This is a genomic window from Anoxybacillus flavithermus, from assembly GCF_002742685.1.
Taxonomy (GTDB): domain Bacteria; phylum Bacillota; class Bacilli; order Bacillales; family Anoxybacillaceae; genus Anoxybacillus; species Anoxybacillus flavithermus_E.
Window position 1 is genome coordinate 1 of record NZ_PEDM01000038.1, and the last position, 18,112, is coordinate 18,112.

Consider the following 18,112-nt stretch of genomic DNA (forward strand, 5'->3'; position numbering starts at 1 on the left):
AGCATTTCGGTCATTTTCATTTGCCTAAAATGCCCCTCAAACTGTCGAACTCGGGTGAATCAGACGTGCTCTATCCAGCTGGGCAATGTAGGATGGGCAAAATAAAAATCCTCTTGCTTATGCAAGAGGATTTTTTACGTCCCAGGAGAGATTCGAACTCCCGACCGACGGCTTAGAAGGCCGTTGCTCTATCCAGCTGAGCTACTGGGACACATCAAAGACATATCATTGTGGTTTGGACAATTGTTATTGTAATGATGTTTATAAAAAAAGTCAATAGGGGCGATACAATTTTCTTGCCCCTATTGTGTTGTGTATGTCGTTGTCAAATCATGAAGCAGTTGGCCATCGATGTTGTAAAAATGTACGGTTGTATTTTTTTCATCTACGTGAAGCATGGCGTATGTTTTTTCACGGCGCATGCGCGGCAAATAAATGCTTCCTGGATTGATGAAAAGGACGTCATCGATTTGTTCGCATCCTGCGATGTGCGAATGACCGAAGCAAACGATGCGTGCCCCGACTTCTTTTGCTTTATAATATAGGTTCATGAGCGTCATTTTGACGTTGTACAAATGACCATGTGTAATGAAAAAGCGAACACCGTTCACATCTTCAACAAGATCGGTTGGAAAACGACGTTCATGGTCGCAATTTCCTCGCACAACAAGCATATGTTGCAACGCTTCATGATCGCTCGTCAACTCCGAGTCACCGCAATGAATGATTGCATCGACATGTTGTTTATGACGTGAAACGATCGTTTGTAATTCGTTTGTTAATCCGTGGCTATCGCTTAAAATTAATACATTCACGACTCATTCCCCTTTTCAAACAGCTTGTCCCATATGGTCAAAAGATGTTGTAACGCTTTTGCCCGATGGCTGATTTCATTTTTCTCCTCTTTTGTCAATTGGGCCATCGTTCGTTGTTTTTCAGGAACGAAAAAAATCGGATCGTATCCAAAACCGTTTTCACCTATCGGTTCTTCTGTTATATATCCTTCACATACGCCATCTACTGTCGTCACTTCTCCGTTTGGTTTGGCAACAGCGAGCGTACAATGAAAACGAGCTGTTCGGTGTTCAAAAGGCACGCCTTGCAGTTTTTTAAGCACTTTTTCAATGTTTGCTTGATCATTTTTTCCTTCGCCGGCGTAACGAGCCGAGTATACGCCCGGCTCACCGTCTAACGCATCAACGATTAATCCTGAGTCATCTGCAATGACCATTTCATGAAATATGTTCGCAATCGTCTTTGCTTTTAATATCGCGTTTTCTGCAAACGTCGTTCCCGTTTCTTCAACATCTGGTATGTCATCATAGTCAAGAAGGGAGAAAAGTTCAATTCCTTTTTTTGCAAACAACTGCTGAAACTCTATGAATTTCCCTTTATTTTTTGTGGCAATGATCATTCGCTTCACTTCATCTTCTCCCCTTCCGAACGATGTTGCATAATCTGTTCAGCGATCGGACCAAGCGCTTCTTTTTGAAGGACAATAAGCTCATGAATACCTTTTTCAGCAACCGTTAATAAATCGAGCAATTGCTCATATGAAAACGTGGCTTCTTCCCCTGTTCCTTGAATTTCAACAAATCGTCCCGATCCTGTCATCACAATGTTCATATCGACTTGTGCTTTTGAATCTTCAATATAGTTTAAATCTAAAATGATGCCATGTTCTTCATCAATTCCGACAGATGTAGCTGCTAAAAAATCCGTGATTGGGATAGATGATAATTTTTTCTCTTCAACCATTTTTCCGAGCGCCAATGCCATGGCAACAAACGCCCCCGTAATTGATGCTGTACGCGTTCCACCGTCCGCTTGAATGACATCGCAATCGATCCAAATTGTTTTTTCCCCTAATTTTTGTAAATCAACAACAGAGCGGAGCACACGACCAATTAATCGTTGAATTTCCATCGTTCTTCCTGACAACTTCCCTTTACTTGCTTCGCGAATATTTCGTTGCTCTGTCGCACGAGGAATCATCGCATATTCTGCGGTAATCCACCCTTTTCCACCTCCACGCATAAACGGTGGAACTTTATCTTCGATGCTTGCTGTACAAATGACTCTCGTATCGCCAATCGAAATAAGCACAGACCCTTCCGGATGTTTTAAATAGTTCGGTTCAATATGTACAGGACGAAGTTCGTCATTTGTTCTACCATCTACTCTCACACAAAATCCTCCTCAATATATGTTCACGAAATAAGAGGCAGGAATACTGCCTCTCGACAATGAATCTTTATATAGTATAGCAAAAAATTGGTTTCAAAAACTACCTGTGTTCACATTTTGCGGTCTTGTGACAGGTTCTGATAACGGTTTTCCACCTTCATCGACCAATTCTGCTTTTCCGTTGACCGTAATGGCGACACTCTCTACTCCCGGCTGTTCTGTTAAAGACAAAACTAAACAATTGAGCACATGCCTAGACACGACATTTTTCTCCACGCTGCCGTAAATCGCTTCGTTAAAATTTAACGTCACTTTTCCATTTTCATATTTTGGCGCTTCTAACAATTTGGCATCTGCTTGAAAATCACTTAACAATCCAGAGCCATAACTTGGCCCTTTAATTAGCTCATTTACAACTGCAGCTAATTCATCCTGTTCGCTATTCGGTACGCGTCTTGTTACCGGTACATAATATGTTTGTTTCCCATCTTGCGCTAAAAAGTAAACGATGACAGGATGTGTATTCGTAATATCAACAACACCGTTTGTTTCAATGTTAATTCCATCGTCCCTGCTTAATTCATCACTAATTGGTGTTCCGTTAACCGGCATGACGCTTTGATCATGACCGTTCATACGAATTTTCACCCGCTTCACATTATCAAATTGTGTCACTGTCCATGTGATTGCTTGTAAAATACGTTTTTCATCTTCTGGGCGATAGTTCGCAAACTCTTTTGAAAAATCGATGACAAGTGTGCCGTCTTGTTTTAAATTGACGCTCAACACTTGCGTATCTGCCGGAAGCACAGCACGAAATCCGTTCGGAAGCAACTCTGAAATTGGTCCGTTTTCTACTAAATATTCAAGTACTTGTTTTGCGGCTGCATTTGTTTTTGGTAACGCAAACGTTTGTGGAACGACAAAGCCGTTTTTATCAATTAAATACAATTCACGTTGCACTGTTTCGGTCGCTTTTTCTTTTTCTGCTGTTTCTTTTTCTTGCAATGCTTGCTCATCTTGTACATACGTTACATCTTTTGGCGGATCAATTTCTTTCGTTGCTTTTTCACCTCCAAACAGCCCACATCCTGAAAGAATAAATATAAACATTGTGGCAATAACCCATACGCGACGCATGGACTCCCCTCCTCATACGGTTTGTACTACTATGTATACGAGCCGTCCCAAAAAATAGAACAAAAAAATCCTTCAGCGAATGCGAAGGATTTTAAGATAATTGAATCGTTTCGACATGTTCAATAGGATGACCGAACCATTTGGACGCAATTTGTTGAAACGTTTCTTTCGGTCCAGTAGTAAAAAATATATGCTCGCGACGTTTATCTCCCGTATAAAGCAAATCGCTATGATGCAAAATCGTGCTCACTTCGCGCGCTGTTTCATCACCAGAACAAATGAGCTTCACATGCTCTCCCATGTATTGTTGAATGAGTGGGCTTAAAAGTGGATAATGCGTACATCCTAAAATAAGCGTATCAATCGGTCGGTCTTTTAATGGTTCAAGAGACTCAGCAACAATTTGTTTTGCTTCTTCTCCTTCAAATTGTCCGCTTTCCACTAAAGGGACAAACTTTGGACAAGCTAAACTTTCTACTTTCACGTCGCTATTGATCGATTTTAATGCTTGTTCGTAAGCACCGCTTTTCACCGTTCCGATTGTTCCGATAACACCGATATGATAGTTTTTTGTAATTTTTAACGCGGTGCGTGCACCAGGATGGACGACACCGATCACTGGAATGTTGAGCGTATCACGAATTTCTTCTAAAGCGACAGCTGTGGCAGTATTACATGCAATGACAAGCATTTTCATATCATAACCGAGTAAATAGTTCGTCATTTCCCACGTAAACTGCCGAATTTCTTCTCGTGGTCTCGGTCCGTATGGACAACGTGCCGTATCTCCTAAATAGACAATTTGTTCTTTTGGTAGCTGGCGCATAATTTCCCTTGCAACTGTTAATCCACCAACACCTGAATCAATTACTCCAATTGGTCTTTCCAATGTATTCGCCTCATTCTTTGTTGATGTATGACAAAACATTTTTCATTATAACACACATCAAATCAATAGAAAACCGGCTGCCTAAAACGAAAAGGCGAGCCGGTTCTCTTTATAGTTCAAGTTCCCCCATTCGAAGCAATTCAACGACAGCTTGTGAGCGCCCCTTTACTCCAAGCTTTTGCATCGCATTCGAAATGTGGTTGCGAACTGTTTTTTCGCTAATGAATAGTTCACTAGCAATCTCTTTCGTTGTCTTGTCTTGCAGCAACAGTTCGAATACTTCTCGTTCTCTTTTTGTGAGCAGCGGCTTCTGATTCAAGTGAATAACCCTCCTTGCTTTTACCAGACCGAAACGGATGGGTATATATTTAGTCAACATATCGTATGCAAGAAGGGCGTTAACGGTTACATATTTTCTATTAATCGCGCTCGTGCCTCATCGTGCCACGCCACTCCTTTTCCTGTCGTTTTTGACATTTGGACCATCGTCCCACGTCCTGTAAACGCAATTGCTCCATTTTGCTTTTTTCCAACGTAATGCAAATCAACAGAAGAGTTGCCGATGTGTGCAACTTTGACACCGATCTGTAGCTGTTCACCAAAATATACTTGTTGTAAAAAATCGCATTGTAAATTCGCAACGACTGGAATCGCATCATGGTCTTTTCCTAACCAATCGTTCATAAAACCGAGATGTTCGAAAAATGCGATACGCGCTTCTTCAAAATATACAAAAGGTACCGTATTGTTTAAATGACCAAACATATCCGTTTCTGAAAAACGAACACGCACCGGATGAAAAAAAGAAAAACGTTGCTCCCATTCTTTTATGTCATCAATATAAGATATTTTCACTTTCCCTCTCCCCCTGTACAAAAGCGATCTAGCATCATATATGAAACGTAAGGCCGACTCTTGAAGAGCCGACCTTGTTGTTACACTTCATCGCTACCGAAGAAATTGCGGAACATTTGAATCGTTGCTGCACGGTTCAATGCCGCAATCGATGTTGTAAGCGGAATGCCTTTCGGACAAGATTGCACACAGTTTTGTGAATTTCCGCAGTTTGCTAATCCACCGTCACCCATAATCGCTTCAAGGCGCTCCGCTTTATGCATCGCCCCTGTTGGATGCGCGTTAAATAAACGTACTTGTGAAAGCGGTGCTGGACCGATAAAGTTCGATTTACTATTAACATTTGGACAAGCTTCTAAACATACACCGCACGTCATACATTTTGATAACTCATATGCCCATTGCCGTTTGCGCTCTGGCATGCGCGGTCCTGGACCTAAATCGTACGTTCCATCGATTGGGATCCACGCTTTTACTTTTTTCAACGAATCAAACATGCGACTACGATCCACTTGCAAATCGCGAATAACAGGGAATGTGCGCATCGGCTCCAAACGAATCGGTTGCTCGAGTTGATCGATCAGTGCGGTACACGATTGGCGTGGCTTGCCGTTAATGACCATTGAGCAAGCGCCACACACTTCTTCTAAACAGTTCATTTCCCAAGCAACAGGTGTCGTTTTTTCCCCTTTCGCATTGACCGGATTGCGCCGAATTTCCATGAGCGCCGAAATAATATTCATATTCGGACGATACGGAATGACAAACTCTTCTTCATAAGGGGCTGTATCCGGACGGTCTTGTCTTGTGACGATAATCCGAATCGTTTTATTTTCGCTCATGATTTCACTTCCCCTTTCTTTTTCGTGTAGTCGCGTTTGCGCGGCTTAATAAGTGACGTATCTACTTCACGATAATGGAACGATGGACCATCCGGTGTAAAGCTTGCCATCGTTGTTTTTAACCACTCTTCATCATTTCGCTCAGGAAACTCTGGCTTATAATGCGCTCCACGGCTTTCGTTACGATTGTAAGCACCAAGCGTAATGACGCGAGCAAGTTGCAACATGTTGTAAAGCTGACGTGTAAACGATGCACCTTGGTTGCTCCATTTCGCTGTATCGTTAATGTTAATGTTCTTATAACGCTCAAGCAATTCTTGAATTTTTTCATCTGTTTTTAATAGTTTATCATTATAACGAACGACCGTGACGTTATCTGTCATCCATTCACCAAGCTCTTTATGCAAGACGTAGGCGTTTTCTGTGCCGTCCATCGCCATAATTTGCGCCCATTTTTCTTGTTCTTGTTTTAAATAACGATCGTATAAAGAAGAAGGCATTGCATCTGCTGATTTTTCAAGCCCTTTCATATATTCAACTGCTTTTGGACCAGCTACCATTCCACCATAAATCGCAGATAATAACGAGTTCGCACCGAGACGGTTAGCGCCGTGCATCGAATAGTCGCACTCGCCTGCCGCAAACAATCCTTTAATGTTTGTCATTTGATCATAATCAACCCATAATCCACCCATTGAATAGTGGACAGCTGGGAATATTTTCATCGGTACTTTTCTCGGATCTTCACCCATGAACTTTTCATAAATTTCAATAATGCCACCTAACTTAATATCAAGCTCTTTCGGATCTTTATGCGATAAATCTAAATAAACCATGTTTTCGCCGTTAATACCGAGCTTTAAGTCGACACACACATGGAAAATTTCACGCGTCGCAATATCGCGTGGAACGAGGTTTCCGTAAGCCGGATATTTTTCTTCTAAGAAATACCACGGTTTTCCGTCTTTATACGTCCAAACTCGCCCACCTTCTCCACGCGCTGATTCACTCATTAAACGAAGCTTATCATCGCCCGGAATAGCTGTCGGATGAATTTGGATAAACTCTCCGTTTGCATAATACGCACCTTGTTGATATACGATCGATGCTGCTGAACCTGTATTAATGATAGAGTTTGTTGACTTCCCGAAAATAATCCCCGGACCGCCTGTTGCCATGATGACCGCATCTGCTGGGAATGCTTTAATCTCCATCGTTGTCAAGTTTTGCGCGACAATTCCGCGACATACTTGCTCATCATCTAAAACAGCACCTAAAAACTCCCAACCTTCATATTTTGTCACTAAACCAGCGACTTCGTGACGGCGCACTTGTTCATCAAGCGCGTAAAGAAGCTGTTGTCCTGTCGTTGCCCCTGCGTATGCAGTACGGTGATGCTGCGTTCCACCAAAGCGCCGGAAGTCAAGCAATCCCTCTGGCGTACGGTTGAACATGACACCCATGCGATCAAGCAAATGAATAATGCCAGGGGCAGCTTCACACATCGCTTTTACCGGAGGTTGATCCGCCAAAAAGTCCCCGCCGTATACTGTATCATCGAAGTGCTCCCACGGAGAGTCTCCTTCCCCTTTTGTGTTGACCGCACCGTTAATGCCACCTTGTGCACAAACAGAGTGAGACCGTTTCACGGGAACTAATGAAAATAAATCTACTTTTACACCCGCTTCGGCAATTTTAATGGTTGCCATTAAGCCGGCAAGACCTCCACCAACGACAATGATTTTTCCTTTACTCATGTCTCCTCACTCCTTCTTGTGGATTAAACGAATGCTAAAATCGCGCGTATACCAACAATCGAAAGCGCGACAAAAATCCCCATTGTCACGTATGTAGAAATTTGTTGTGAACGAGGAGTCACTGTAATACCCCAGCTAACGAAAAACGACCATAGCCCATTCGCAAAATGAAATACTGCAGAAACGATCCCGACAATATAAAATGCAAGCATAAACGGGTTGGCAACGATGTTCGCCATCATGTCATAGTTTACCTCTGCACCAAACGCAGCTTGAACGCGCGTTTCCCATACGTGCCAGACGACAAAAATGAGCGTAATAATCCCCGTTAAGCGTTGCAACATAAACATCCAGTTACGAAAATATCCGTAACGACTGACATTGTTTTGTGCCGTAAATGCGATATATAGCCCATAGATGGCATGGAATAATAGCGGAAGAAAAATAACGAAAATTTCTAAAAAGTAACGAAACGGTAGCTGCTCCATAAAAGCGGCCGCCTTGTTAAATGCGTCTGCTCCTCTTGTTGCAAAATGGTTAACAACTAAATGCTGCGTTAAAAACAGCCCGACTGGAATGACTCCGAGCAATGAATGGAGTCGACGATAAAAAAACTCTCGATTTTGTGCCATACATAACCCCCCTTGAAATTGTCATCTTCCTTTTCTATGAGCTCCCATCCGCATCTACTAGACAATGAACAATAGAAGTGTAAACACTTCCATTTCCATTGATCATTGTCACATTCATTGTACTCCCAGAATGTAGGAGCGTCAAGAAAAGGTGTTCACGAAATGTTCAATCATTTAAAATTTTAAAACAACTATACTTCTAGTGAAGTCCGAAATAAAAGAAAAGTCAATACTGTTTTTCATGTTGTTGTGCGCTATAATGAAAAAATAGAGAGGGGAATTGAACGTGAGCGGGCATGAACAGTGGAAACAAATAAACATTTCTGCTTTTAGCGACTTTTTATTTCGGCAAGAATTGTTGCCAAATTTGTTCGGAAAAGAAACGCCATTTATTTTGTATTGGGCAGGAAAAGATTTAGCGAGAAAATACCCGCTAGCTACAATCGATGATGTCATCGCTTTTTTTGAACAAGCGGGTTGGGGAAATTTATCGCTGCTTGAAGAGAAAAAAGATCAATGTGAACTTCGATTAGAAGGACCGCTCGTCGCGATGCGGTTCGATTATGGTGGGGATTGCACGTTTCAACTGGAAGCAGGCTTTCTTGCTCAACAGTTCGAACAACAAAAAGGATATGTGACGGAAGCGTTTGAACAACAAAAACGACGGGCCAAAATCGTTTTGTTCACTGTCAAATGGGATCGCAAAGATGAAAGCTGACCGACGATGGTCAGCTTTCGTACGTTTGAAGCGCTTCGTAAATTTTTTGGGCGACATGTTTTGGAACGTTTGCTTCTTGTAGCTGTTCAACCGTTGCTTCTTTCATTTTTTTTATCGATCCAAAATGTTGCAATAGCGCTTGTTTTCTTTTTGCACCAACTCCCGGAATTTGATCGAGAATGGAATGAAACGTAGATTTTGAACGAACTTGACGATGAAATGTAATCGCAAAGCGATGCACTTCTTCTTGAATACGCTGCAACAAATAAAACTCTTGACTATTTTTTTCTAACGAAATGACGCTTGGCGGATCGCCGAACAATAAATGTGATGTGCGATGTTTATCATCTTTCACTAAACCAGCAACGGGAGTCGACAACCCGAGTTCGCATTCTAACACTTCTTTGGCGGCTTGTATTTGACCTTTTCCACCGTCGACAATGATTAATTGAGGAAGTGGCAGACGTTCGCGCAATACGCGCGTATATCGTCGTCGAATCACTTCCCGCATCGAATCGTAATCGTCCGCTCCTTGCACTGTTTTTATTTTATATTTACGATATTCTTTTTTTTCTGGTTTTCCGTCAATAAATACGATCATTGCAGCGACAGCGTCCGCCCCTTGAATATTGGAATTGTCAAACGCCTCGATACGATGGGGAGTTTGAATTCCCATTGCTTCTCCTAATCGTTCAACCGCACGAATCGTCCGTTCTTCATCACGTTCAATTAAAAAGAATTTTTCTCGTAAAGCAATTTGTGCGTTTTTACATGCTAAATCAACGAGCTCTTTCTTTTTCCCGCTTTTCGGCTGTGTAACGTTCACTTGCAGCAGATTCATTGCCATCTCGCCATCAATGTCGCGCGGCAATACAACCTCACGCGGCTTTAAATGATACTCTTTACTGTAAAACTGCCCTAAAAACGTTAAAAACTCTTCCTCTGGCTCTTGATATAACGGAAACATCGACACGTTTCGTTCGATGAGCTTCCCTTGTCGAATAAAAAATACTTGTACGCACATCCATCCTTTATCGTACGCATATCCGAAAATGTCGCGGTCAACGAAATCGTGTAAAATCATTTTTTGTTTTTCCATTAATGTTTCGATATACGAAATTTGGTCGCGGTATTCTTTCGCCCGCTCAAACTGTAACTGTTCCGCTGCTTCCATCATCTTTTCTGTCAATGTCTCTTTGACTTCTTTATAGCCGCCGTTTAAAAAGCGCGTAATTTGTTCAACAATTTGTTTATTTTCTTCTTCCGATACGTGATATTCACACGGTCCTAAACATTGTCCCATATGATAATATAAACAAACTTTTTTCGGCATCTTCTCACATTTTCTTAACGGATATAAACGATCGAGCAATTTTTTCGTTTCATGAGCTGCTTGGGCGTTTGGGTACGGACCAAAATATTTCCCTTTATCTTTTTTCACCGTTCGAGTGATGATCAGACGTGGATGTGTTTCTCCAGTAATTTTAATAAACGGATAACTTTTGTCATCTTTTAACATGACGTTATATTTCGGATCGTATTTTTTAATTAAATTCATTTCTAAAATGAGTGCTTCTAAATCCGAGGACGTCACAATATATTCAAAATCAGCAATTTCATTGACTAACCGAAGCGTTTTTCCGTCATGTGTACCCGTAAAATAAGAACGGACACGATTTTTCAGCACCTTTGCTTTCCCAACATAAATGACTGTCCCGTGGGCATCTTTCATTAAATAACATCCCGGTTGATCGGGCAAGATCGCTAATTTTTCTTTTAATCGCTCATTCACGTTCTCCTTCCTCCCGCCATTCATATACAGTAATACGCCCATATATAGGATCAGACAACAAGCTCGACTCATACGTTCGAACTTGGTGAATATACGGACGAACATTTATTCCTTGCGCTTGAAACCCTTTGACCACATGATCAGTAACATACACTTTTGCATGTGGAAATGCCGCTTTTTCACGCTGGAAAACGTCAAATGAAAACACGCGCGCATGCGGAAACGCAACACGTAAATATTCAAAAACACGCGTCTCTTCCCACGTAAATATAATAAAAGGCTTTTCTTTCTGTTCAAAATCATACGCCAACTGATACGTCGCTGGCAACCGTGTCGCTTGATGCTTGATCCCTTGTATGCCGATAATCGTTTGTGATAGGAGTAAAACAAGCATAACAATCAACCGAAAACGTGATAACGAACGAAGCACACTCACGAATAAAAAAAATGAAACAATGACGACAATCGGCAATATATGTCTTGGCTTTTCAATATTTTGAGCAAACAATGCCCATAAAAAATATGTCAATAAAAGCAGACGATATAAAGATGGCAATGTTATTCGTTTCCATGTCATAGTCAACAAAACAACAAAGCAACTTAGTAGCCATATTGACTGCTTTGCTATACCCGTCCAAATGATATTATAAAAAACAAGGATACATACCCTCTGCAAAAATGACGTTTCATCCGTTGAAACTGTTCCTCCCCATTTTGTAAAATGACCTGTTGTAAATGAAAGGGCTAACTGCCAAAACCCTTCCCCCTCTGTTGTAGCTACTGCCATAATCCAAATAAATTGAAAAGCAACCGCTCCGAAACTGTATAGCAGAAGTTTCTTCGGGCGATATGCTCGCTTCCACCAAACATATAAAATACCAATCCCAAAAGGAATGTACGATAAGCGAATACCAAGCATAACGCTAAACAACCATAACGGGAGCAATTGCACATCGACACGATCCGAGTGAAGCGCACGTTGTAAACTCCATACATACCACCATAAAATAGCGAGTGCGCTTCCTTCCGACATCGGTTGCGACACGATAAGCATGACATAACTAAGCGATTGAACAAGTGCAGTAACGACCCATGCGTACTTTTTTTCCACAAACGTTTTTGCAAGCAAATAAATAGGAATCGTCGCACTCATCATAAGTAATCCGTTCCAAACGGCTAGTGCCTTAGCAGGATTGTCGATAAACGAATGAATGAGCATACCTCCAAAAATAAAGTACGGATATCCCGGGAAATGCGGCTGCATCGCAAGCAAATCATATCGCTCAAGTGCGAGGGCAAAATCCACTTCATCCCACGTTGCCGCAAACGGACTAGCATAGACGAAATATGATATATACACAACCACTAGCGCAATAATTGAAACGATTCGCACAATAAACCCTCCTAAGCAAAAAAGTACAAGGTTCCCCTTGTACTTTACATCACTTGTTGTTCAAGCACCTTCTCATTTTTTTCGTTTTTTTCTTCTTTTGCACTATAACGTGTTTTCACAAGTAAATAAATGACGACGAAATAACCAATATATGCTAATACTTCCTCGAGTGACGGCATCGATGAGTAACCGAATAACGCCTTAAGGAAAATGCCAACATCCCCAGAGAGAATAGGCTCTTGACCTGTATCACGCACGAAATGTTCATGATCAATCGGATGTTCCGGCATAAACCATGTAATATCGTAAACATGCGGCATCACGCTACCGATAATTTTTAAATCTTGCAACATTGAAACACCTTGCACAAGCAATCCAGCTGCAATCAAAATAATAAATGCACCTGTCACTTTAAAAAACGTTTTTAATGGTACACGCATCGTTCCTTTAAAGAACATGTAACTGACAATAGCAGCGATCGTTAAACCAGTAATGGCACCCCATCCTTGTACTGCCGCTCCGATGTTTCCACCTGTAATGGCAGCGAAGAAAAAGACCGTCTCTACTCCTTCGCGCAGTACAACTAAAAACGAATGCATCACCATGCCAAATACGTCGCCTTTAGACACGTATTTGCTCATTTTTCCTTCCATACTACTTTTTATATCTTTACTATGTTCCGCCATCCAAAAAACCATTTGCGTCAGTAAGATGGAAGATATAAAAATAATGCTTACCTTTAAGTACATTTCGCTCGCCATCGTTGAAAAGCCGGTTAGCACCACTTGGAATAATAATGCGACGATCGCGCTTGCAAACACAGCTAATCCTGCGCCGAGCCAAATATATTTCACATAACGTGATTGATCAATGCGCTTCAAATACGATGTAATAATGCCTACAATTAATAGCGCTTCTAACGCTTCACGAAACGTAATGAGCAGTGCTTGAACTTCCATCCTACACGACCCCTTTCTTTACTTCCGCTTTCTTATCGCATACACTACAACGGCAATAATAACTCCTACAATCACAATGATCGGAATCCAGTTTTTCATATCGGACAAATCTGTCCATTCCTTCTTTTTTGCTGCTGCTAATCGATCTAAATCTTCCTCTGTAAAATGACCTGTTTCAATATTTTCTAATTCAAATTGATCTTGCAACGCTTGTAAAATAGTTTTTTTGCTTTCTTTAAATTGATTGATGTTTGACTCTTTTTTCCCTACTCCAAACAACCCAGGATTTCCGAGCGATTGAAGGGCAGCATCAAACTGTTGCTTTAATTTTTCATCTATCTCCGCATCTTTTTGTTGCACGATTGGAGAGAGTGCTTTATATGTAGCAAATGCTTTTGCCAATAAACGTTTGCTCGTATCATAGTTATCGAAATTCTTTTCTACATTTTCCAAACGGCGCGCAACGTTTAACACAAGCACTTTTTGCATCGCTGAAACGATCGTATCTACATCTTTATTTTCAATCGCCTCTAAAATGATGGCAGACGGTTCAGGCCCCATATGCATATCGATTTCTTTTTGCACCGTTTCGTAAATAGCTCTCACTTCATCAAACTTTTTCTCTTGCGCTTTCGCGACCATCTCTTTATACGCTTCAGCAACCGCTTCTTCGTTCGGATCACCGTATGAGTAAGCAAACGAAGACATAGGGGCTGAAGTGAAAATTAATATCATTGACAAACAAAAAAATAAAAACTTTTTCACTCCGATCTCCTCCTTCGATGATAATGATAATAATTATCATAATTATTGTCAAGAAAAAATGCTAGAGAATCACTCTCTAGCGTTGCTGAATAGAGCGCATATGTTTCCGTTTTACTGGACGGCACATTTCTTTCGCGATAGCCGGAATAACATGTTTCAGGTAAGCAGTAAATTTAATAAATGATTGTCCCGTCGTTCTTACTTGATATACAATCGGGATTTCTTTTAACCGAAATCCTTTGCGTACTAAATTTAATGTCAATACTTGAGCGTAGTTGTAATCGTGAATAATTTCTGCTTCTTCCATCGCTTGACGCGAAAATGCGCGCATCCCTGATTGACCGTCGTAAATCCATGTTTTTAATAAAAGCGACTGAAGCAACGTAAACATATAGTTTCCAATTCGCCGATGCCACTTCATTCCGTGAATCGTCCCTAAAAAACGGGATCCCATTGTATAATCTGCTTCTCCACGTAAAATAGGCATAATGAGATCAGGAATTTGCTCTGGCGGATATTCATTATCAGCATCAATCATGACACCGATGTCTGCACCGAGTTTAACACATTGTTGTAAACCTGTACGTACAGCTGCTCCTAATCCACGATTTCGTTCGTGTTGATAAATGAAATCTGCTCCCGCTTGTTTCGCTGCATCAACAGTACGATCCGTTGATCCATCGTCGACAACAAGGACGTACACTTCTATATTCGGATGAATATGTCTTGGAATACGACGAATGACTTTCCCAATTGCTTCCTCTTCATTATGCGCAGGCAAAAATACAACGACTTTCATCATTTTCCCTCTTTCTTTAGCGCTTCGACTAACACAGGGCCACGGCTATGACTTGGATATGGAGCTCCTAACAAATAAGCGATCGTTGGAGCAAGAGAAACAAGGCTATGTTTTTCGTCAATACGCTTTCCTTTTTCAATCATTGGACCGTACATGAAAAATGGAACGTATCGCTCTCCCTCATCTAAATGACCATGTCCACCAATTCCGTCCGCTTGTCCATGATCCGCGCAAACGATTAACGTCGTATTGTCCATTTTTCCTTGTTCGTGTAACCATTCGACAAATTGTTGAATCAGTTGATCAACTTCTTCAATTTTTTCTACATACTCATCATAATGTACACCGCGGCTATGGCCTGTTTGATCCGTTCCAATAAATTGAACGACAAATAAATGTAAGTCTTGTTCCATCATGATTTGTTTTGCACGCTCCATAATGTTACGATCTGCCACATCGTTATGCATGACAGCTGTAACCGTTTCGACATCATTTCCTAGGGAATCGACAAGATGAGCGATACCGAGAACTTTTCCCTTTTTTTCTATTTTTCGGAGAGAATCAAAAATACTTTCTACTCGAATACCTAGCTTCCATACCATATTTGAACGAATGCCGTGCTCAAACGGATACGTTCCTGTAAGCATCGACGTAAAACAAACGACCGTCCGAGCAGGATATACCGTTTCCATTTGTGTAAAATCGGTTCCATTGGCACGAAGCGACTTTAAAAACGGAGCTTTTGCTTGTTCAAAACGATCTTTTCTCATTCCGTCAACAACGAGCACGATGACGCGATCGCTTAACGGTTTCTTATTTGGCGGCACGTTATTTGTATAATGATCGATCATTTTTGGTTTCCAATCAAATAAATAACGATGTAAAATAAACGACCATACAAAAACAAATGCGTAAAAAGCAATAAATGGCGGAGTATGTACATCATGTTGTACTCCGTATTCCCATACAGAAAGAAGGAGTAATACTTTTGGCAATTGTTCCTGTGCATTCCCGCTCGTTGAATCGCTATTTTTTAGCACAAGTTTCCAAAAACGAGTAAAATTCAACCATGTCGTTCCAATACGTAAATGATAGTATAATGTTCCCCAAAAGAAAACGGTAAAAAAGAAGTAAAGACTAACAGCAAGTAAAAGTAAACTCGTCGGTACGAACGACCAAATCATCAAAAAAATGATATACGGAATCCACAAATAGTTGCGTAAAAATAACGGATAGTCATATACATAGTACAAAACGAAAAGAGGGATCGTTAACAATAAGCTACTCCCTAATCGCTTTATTTCTTCCAACGTGATGCCATCAAATAAATGGAAAACAATCATCGTCCCGATAACAAAAATAGGGGTAAACGGCTTTCCTTCATTTAATAAATTCCAGCACCTTGCCGCGATTTTTTCAAATTTCGATGCTTTTTTCACGCTACGTCCTCCTTTCGAACGAATGTCCATAATGTCGGGATGCGCCACCATACGTATAGCCCAACAACATAGGAAAATAAAAATTTAAATAAATGGGTTGCTAGCGCAAGAGCATATGCTTGTTCCCAATACGAATGAATGCGCGTTAGCGCAAATGCCATAACGGCTTCATACGTAGCTAACCCTCCTGGAGTCATTTGAAATATTTGTCCTCCAACGGTCATACTATTTACCCATAACGATTGAGCAAATGAAAGTGGAAAAGCAACCATTTTCGCCATTTCAAACAAAACGACGGCTTCACATATCCAACTGAACACAATAGCAACAACAATTAACACAAAGCGACGGCTCTTCCATATCATGTTCCAATGTTGTTTATGTTTTTGTAACCATAACAAATCGATACGTCGAAGGACGAAAAACAAAACAACGATTCCACCAAACATGAGGGGGAAAATCATGGCGGAACGGATAATCATGTGCATATAAACAATCGCTCCTAAAAAAGCAAACAAAAATAAAACAACCAAATCCAAAAGACGCAATACAATAACCGACTCGGCAACAATCGAAAATGGAATGCGATTTTGTTTTGCACATATGCCAACGCGAGCGACATCACCGATTTTAATTGGAAATATGTGATTTATGAATAAACTAGCAAATAATCCATCGACACACGTTTGGAAATGGGCGTGGGGCAAATACCATTTCCATGCGATCGCACGTAACACAAAGGCGAGCCCATACATAATAAGCATATAACTCGCATGCCACGGTTGCGAAACAAGCCTGTGCATAAGATCAAACAACAGTCGTGCATCGAAATGATGAATCGTCATCCATATAAACGCTACAATACTTATCAAGCTAATGAGTCGCATTAAAATCTTTATTTGTTTAGTTTTCATATTGCTTCGCCCATTCAATCGTCTTTGCCAATCCTTCCCGCAACGATATGCGCGGTTCGTACCCGATTTTTTCTTTCGCTTTTGTAATATCAGCCCATGTAGCAACAACATCACCGAGGCGAGTCGATTCGTAATGAACACGCATGTGTGGAAAATGAGTACGCAACTCCGCAAGCAATTGCTTCATCGTCACAGGCTGACCAGCCCCAAGGTTAAATACATCACTTTCTTGTCGTTCTAGTGCTCGAATCATTCCATCAACAATGTCATCAATATACGTATAATCGCGTGCCGTATGATCGCCGTAAACGGTAATCGGCTCATCACGCAACAACTGACGAATAAACTTACTCATCGCCATATCCGGACGTCCCCACGGCCCATATACTGTAAAATAGCGAAAAATTGTCATCGTATAGCCATATATGTGCGCATATGCGTGGCAAAACGATTCGGCACTATATTTCGCCGCTGCATACGGAGAAATCACTTGACCGTTTGCCATTTCTTCTTTTAATGGTTGAAACGCTCGGTCACCATACACAGACGAAGAAGAGGCGAATAGCACGTGCTGAACTCCTACTTCCCCTGCTGCTTGTAATACGTTTACTGTCGCTTTCACATCGTAATCAATGTATGCTAATGGCTCCGATAACGATGGCTGCACACCTGGTAGCGCAGCTAAATGGAATACAACATCCGGTCGATGATGGAAGAAAATTTGTTTCAACAAATCCATTCGAAGAATATCTACATTGTAAAAATGAAAAAAGCCGACATTCTCTATTTGTTGGAGCTGGCGTTGTTTCCGGCACGTTGAATAATATGGATGGAAATTATCGATAACAACAAGCTCATGCCCAAGTTTAAGCAATTCTTTTCCTAGATGACTACCAATAAATCCTGCTCCACCTGTGATACATACTTTTGCCATTTGTATAACTCCTTCATCGTTCATCGCCCTACTATTGTATCAATCGAGTAGGAGGAGGTGATTAACCTCCGTCCTCTCACACCACCGTACGTACGGT

At 41.1% G+C, this 18,112-nt stretch carries 19 protein-coding genes and 1 tRNA gene; 1 reads left to right on the plus strand and 19 read right to left on the minus strand.

From position 1 onward, the window contains the following. Nucleotides 1-137 precede the first annotated feature (137 nt). The 11 genes from CS060_RS12510 to CS060_RS12560 form a co-directional block, all read right to left on the minus strand. A tRNA-Arg gene (locus tag CS060_RS12510) sits at nucleotides 138-211 on the minus strand. 91 nt (nucleotides 212-302) lie between these two features. After that, the gene (locus CS060_RS12515; RefSeq protein WP_035049239.1) at nucleotides 303-815 is read right to left on the minus strand and encodes a metallophosphoesterase family protein; all 513 of its coding nucleotides are present in this window, start codon (nucleotides 813-815) and stop codon (nucleotides 303-305) included. Then, a complete protein-coding gene (locus CS060_RS12520; protein ID WP_035049241.1) occupies nucleotides 812-1,423 on the minus strand; it encodes an XTP/dITP diphosphatase in 612 nt (203 codons plus the stop codon). Before CS060_RS12520 ends, CS060_RS12515 begins: the two co-directional genes overlap by 4 nt. Then, a complete protein-coding gene (gene rph / locus CS060_RS12525; RefSeq protein ID WP_035049244.1) occupies nucleotides 1,420-2,187 on the minus strand; it encodes a ribonuclease PH in 768 nt (255 codons plus the stop codon). Before rph ends, CS060_RS12520 begins: the two co-directional genes overlap by 4 nt. A 93-nt stretch (nucleotides 2,188-2,280) precedes the next feature. Continuing rightward, the gene (locus tag CS060_RS12530) at nucleotides 2,281-3,327 is read right to left on the minus strand and encodes a GerMN domain-containing protein (RefSeq protein WP_035049246.1); all 1,047 of its coding nucleotides are present in this window, start codon (nucleotides 3,325-3,327) and stop codon (nucleotides 2,281-2,283) included. A 91-nt stretch (nucleotides 3,328-3,418) separates the two neighbouring features. Further along, nucleotides 3,419-4,216, minus strand: coding sequence for a glutamate racemase (gene racE / locus CS060_RS12535; RefSeq protein ID WP_035049248.1), 798 nt, complete (start codon nucleotides 4,214-4,216; stop codon nucleotides 3,419-3,421). 109 nt (nucleotides 4,217-4,325) lie between these two features. After that, nucleotides 4,326-4,541 carry a helix-turn-helix domain-containing protein gene (locus CS060_RS12540; RefSeq protein WP_032100525.1) on the minus strand — a complete coding sequence of 72 codons (216 nt, stop codon included), beginning with the start codon at nucleotides 4,539-4,541 and terminating at the stop codon, nucleotides 4,326-4,328. Between the two features lie 80 nt (nucleotides 4,542-4,621). Beyond that, on the minus strand, nucleotides 4,622-5,071 hold the full coding sequence (locus CS060_RS12545; RefSeq protein ID WP_035049250.1) for an acyl-CoA thioesterase: 450 nt from the start codon (nucleotides 5,069-5,071) through the stop codon (nucleotides 4,622-4,624). 80 nt (nucleotides 5,072-5,151) lie between these two features. Then, on the minus strand, nucleotides 5,152-5,913 hold the full coding sequence (sdhB, locus tag CS060_RS12550) for a succinate dehydrogenase iron-sulfur subunit (protein ID WP_003396476.1): 762 nt from the start codon (nucleotides 5,911-5,913) through the stop codon (nucleotides 5,152-5,154). Continuing rightward, the gene (sdhA, locus tag CS060_RS12555; protein ID WP_035049252.1) at nucleotides 5,910-7,670 is read right to left on the minus strand and encodes a succinate dehydrogenase flavoprotein subunit; all 1,761 of its coding nucleotides are present in this window, start codon (nucleotides 7,668-7,670) and stop codon (nucleotides 5,910-5,912) included. The genes sdhB and sdhA overlap by 4 nt, the downstream gene beginning before the upstream one ends. A gap of 23 nt (nucleotides 7,671-7,693) precedes the next feature. Then, nucleotides 7,694-8,302 carry a succinate dehydrogenase cytochrome b558 subunit gene (locus tag CS060_RS12560; RefSeq protein WP_006320322.1) on the minus strand — a complete coding sequence of 203 codons (609 nt, stop codon included), beginning with the start codon at nucleotides 8,300-8,302 and terminating at the stop codon, nucleotides 7,694-7,696. Between the two features lie 286 nt (nucleotides 8,303-8,588). On the opposite strand from CS060_RS12560, the gene CS060_RS12565 reads away from it, so the two are divergent. After that, a complete protein-coding gene (locus CS060_RS12565; RefSeq protein ID WP_082180301.1) occupies nucleotides 8,589-9,020 on the plus strand; it encodes a YslB family protein in 432 nt (143 codons plus the stop codon). Between the two features lie 10 nt (nucleotides 9,021-9,030). Here CS060_RS12565 and uvrC read toward each other — a convergent pair whose 3' ends face one another. From uvrC to CS060_RS12605, 8 genes are all read right to left on the minus strand, one after another. Further along, a complete protein-coding gene (uvrC, locus tag CS060_RS12570) occupies nucleotides 9,031-10,812 on the minus strand; it encodes an excinuclease ABC subunit UvrC (protein ID WP_099669019.1) in 1,782 nt (593 codons plus the stop codon). Continuing rightward, entirely contained in the window at nucleotides 10,805-12,205 is a 1,401-nt protein-coding gene (locus tag CS060_RS12575; protein WP_035049258.1) for a hypothetical protein, read from the minus strand. Before CS060_RS12575 ends, uvrC begins: the two co-directional genes overlap by 8 nt. 44 nt (nucleotides 12,206-12,249) lie before the next feature. Continuing rightward, nucleotides 12,250-13,164 (minus strand): FTR1 family iron permease, encoded by a 915-nt coding sequence (locus CS060_RS12580; RefSeq protein ID WP_099669020.1) that lies wholly within the window; start codon nucleotides 13,162-13,164, stop codon nucleotides 12,250-12,252. Between the two features lie 18 nt (nucleotides 13,165-13,182). Further along, on the minus strand, nucleotides 13,183-13,929 hold the full coding sequence (locus tag CS060_RS12585; RefSeq protein WP_035049262.1) for an adenine nucleotide alpha hydrolase family protein: 747 nt from the start codon (nucleotides 13,927-13,929) through the stop codon (nucleotides 13,183-13,185). Nucleotides 13,930-14,005: 76 nt separating this feature from the next. Further along, the gene (locus CS060_RS12590) at nucleotides 14,006-14,728 is read right to left on the minus strand and encodes a glycosyltransferase family 2 protein (protein ID WP_035049264.1); all 723 of its coding nucleotides are present in this window, start codon (nucleotides 14,726-14,728) and stop codon (nucleotides 14,006-14,008) included. Next, the gene (locus CS060_RS12595) at nucleotides 14,728-16,167 is read right to left on the minus strand and encodes an alkaline phosphatase family protein (RefSeq protein WP_099669021.1); all 1,440 of its coding nucleotides are present in this window, start codon (nucleotides 16,165-16,167) and stop codon (nucleotides 14,728-14,730) included. The genes CS060_RS12590 and CS060_RS12595 overlap by 1 nt, the downstream gene beginning before the upstream one ends. Next, nucleotides 16,164-17,081, minus strand: coding sequence for a lysylphosphatidylglycerol synthase transmembrane domain-containing protein (locus CS060_RS12600; protein WP_035047028.1), 918 nt, complete (start codon nucleotides 17,079-17,081; stop codon nucleotides 16,164-16,166). Before CS060_RS12600 ends, CS060_RS12595 begins: the two co-directional genes overlap by 4 nt. After that, complete coding sequence (locus CS060_RS12605; protein ID WP_035047030.1) at nucleotides 17,071-18,015, minus strand: NAD-dependent epimerase/dehydratase family protein; 945 nt, start codon at nucleotides 18,013-18,015, stop codon at nucleotides 17,071-17,073. Before CS060_RS12605 ends, CS060_RS12600 begins: the two co-directional genes overlap by 11 nt. Nucleotides 18,016-18,112: the final 97 nt, after the last annotated feature.

Excerpts from the sequence above, each read along its gene's own strand:
- CS060_RS12530 (WP_035049246.1), bottom strand. The coding sequence starts at position 3,327 with ATGCGTCGCGTATGGGTTATTGCCACAATGTTTATATTTATTCTTTCA.
- sdhB (WP_003396476.1), bottom strand. The coding sequence starts at position 5,913 with ATGAGCGAAAATAAAACGATTCGGATTATCGTCACAAGACAAGACCGT.
- sdhA (WP_035049252.1), bottom strand. The coding sequence starts at position 7,670 with ATGAGTAAAGGAAAAATCATTGTCGTTGGTGGAGGTCTTGCCGGCTTA.
- CS060_RS12560 (WP_006320322.1), bottom strand. The coding sequence starts at position 8,302 with ATGGCACAAAATCGAGAGTTTTTTTATCGTCGACTCCATTCATTGCTC.
- CS060_RS12580 (WP_099669020.1), bottom strand. The coding sequence starts at position 13,164 with ATGGAAGTTCAAGCACTGCTCATTACGTTTCGTGAAGCGTTAGAAGCG.
- CS060_RS12590 (WP_035049264.1), bottom strand. The coding sequence starts at position 14,728 with ATGAAAGTCGTTGTATTTTTGCCTGCGCATAATGAAGAGGAAGCAATT.
- CS060_RS12600 (WP_035047028.1), bottom strand. The coding sequence starts at position 17,081 with ATGAAAACTAAACAAATAAAGATTTTAATGCGACTCATTAGCTTGATA.
- CS060_RS12605 (WP_035047030.1), bottom strand. The coding sequence starts at position 18,015 with ATGGCAAAAGTATGTATCACAGGTGGAGCAGGATTTATTGGTAGTCAT.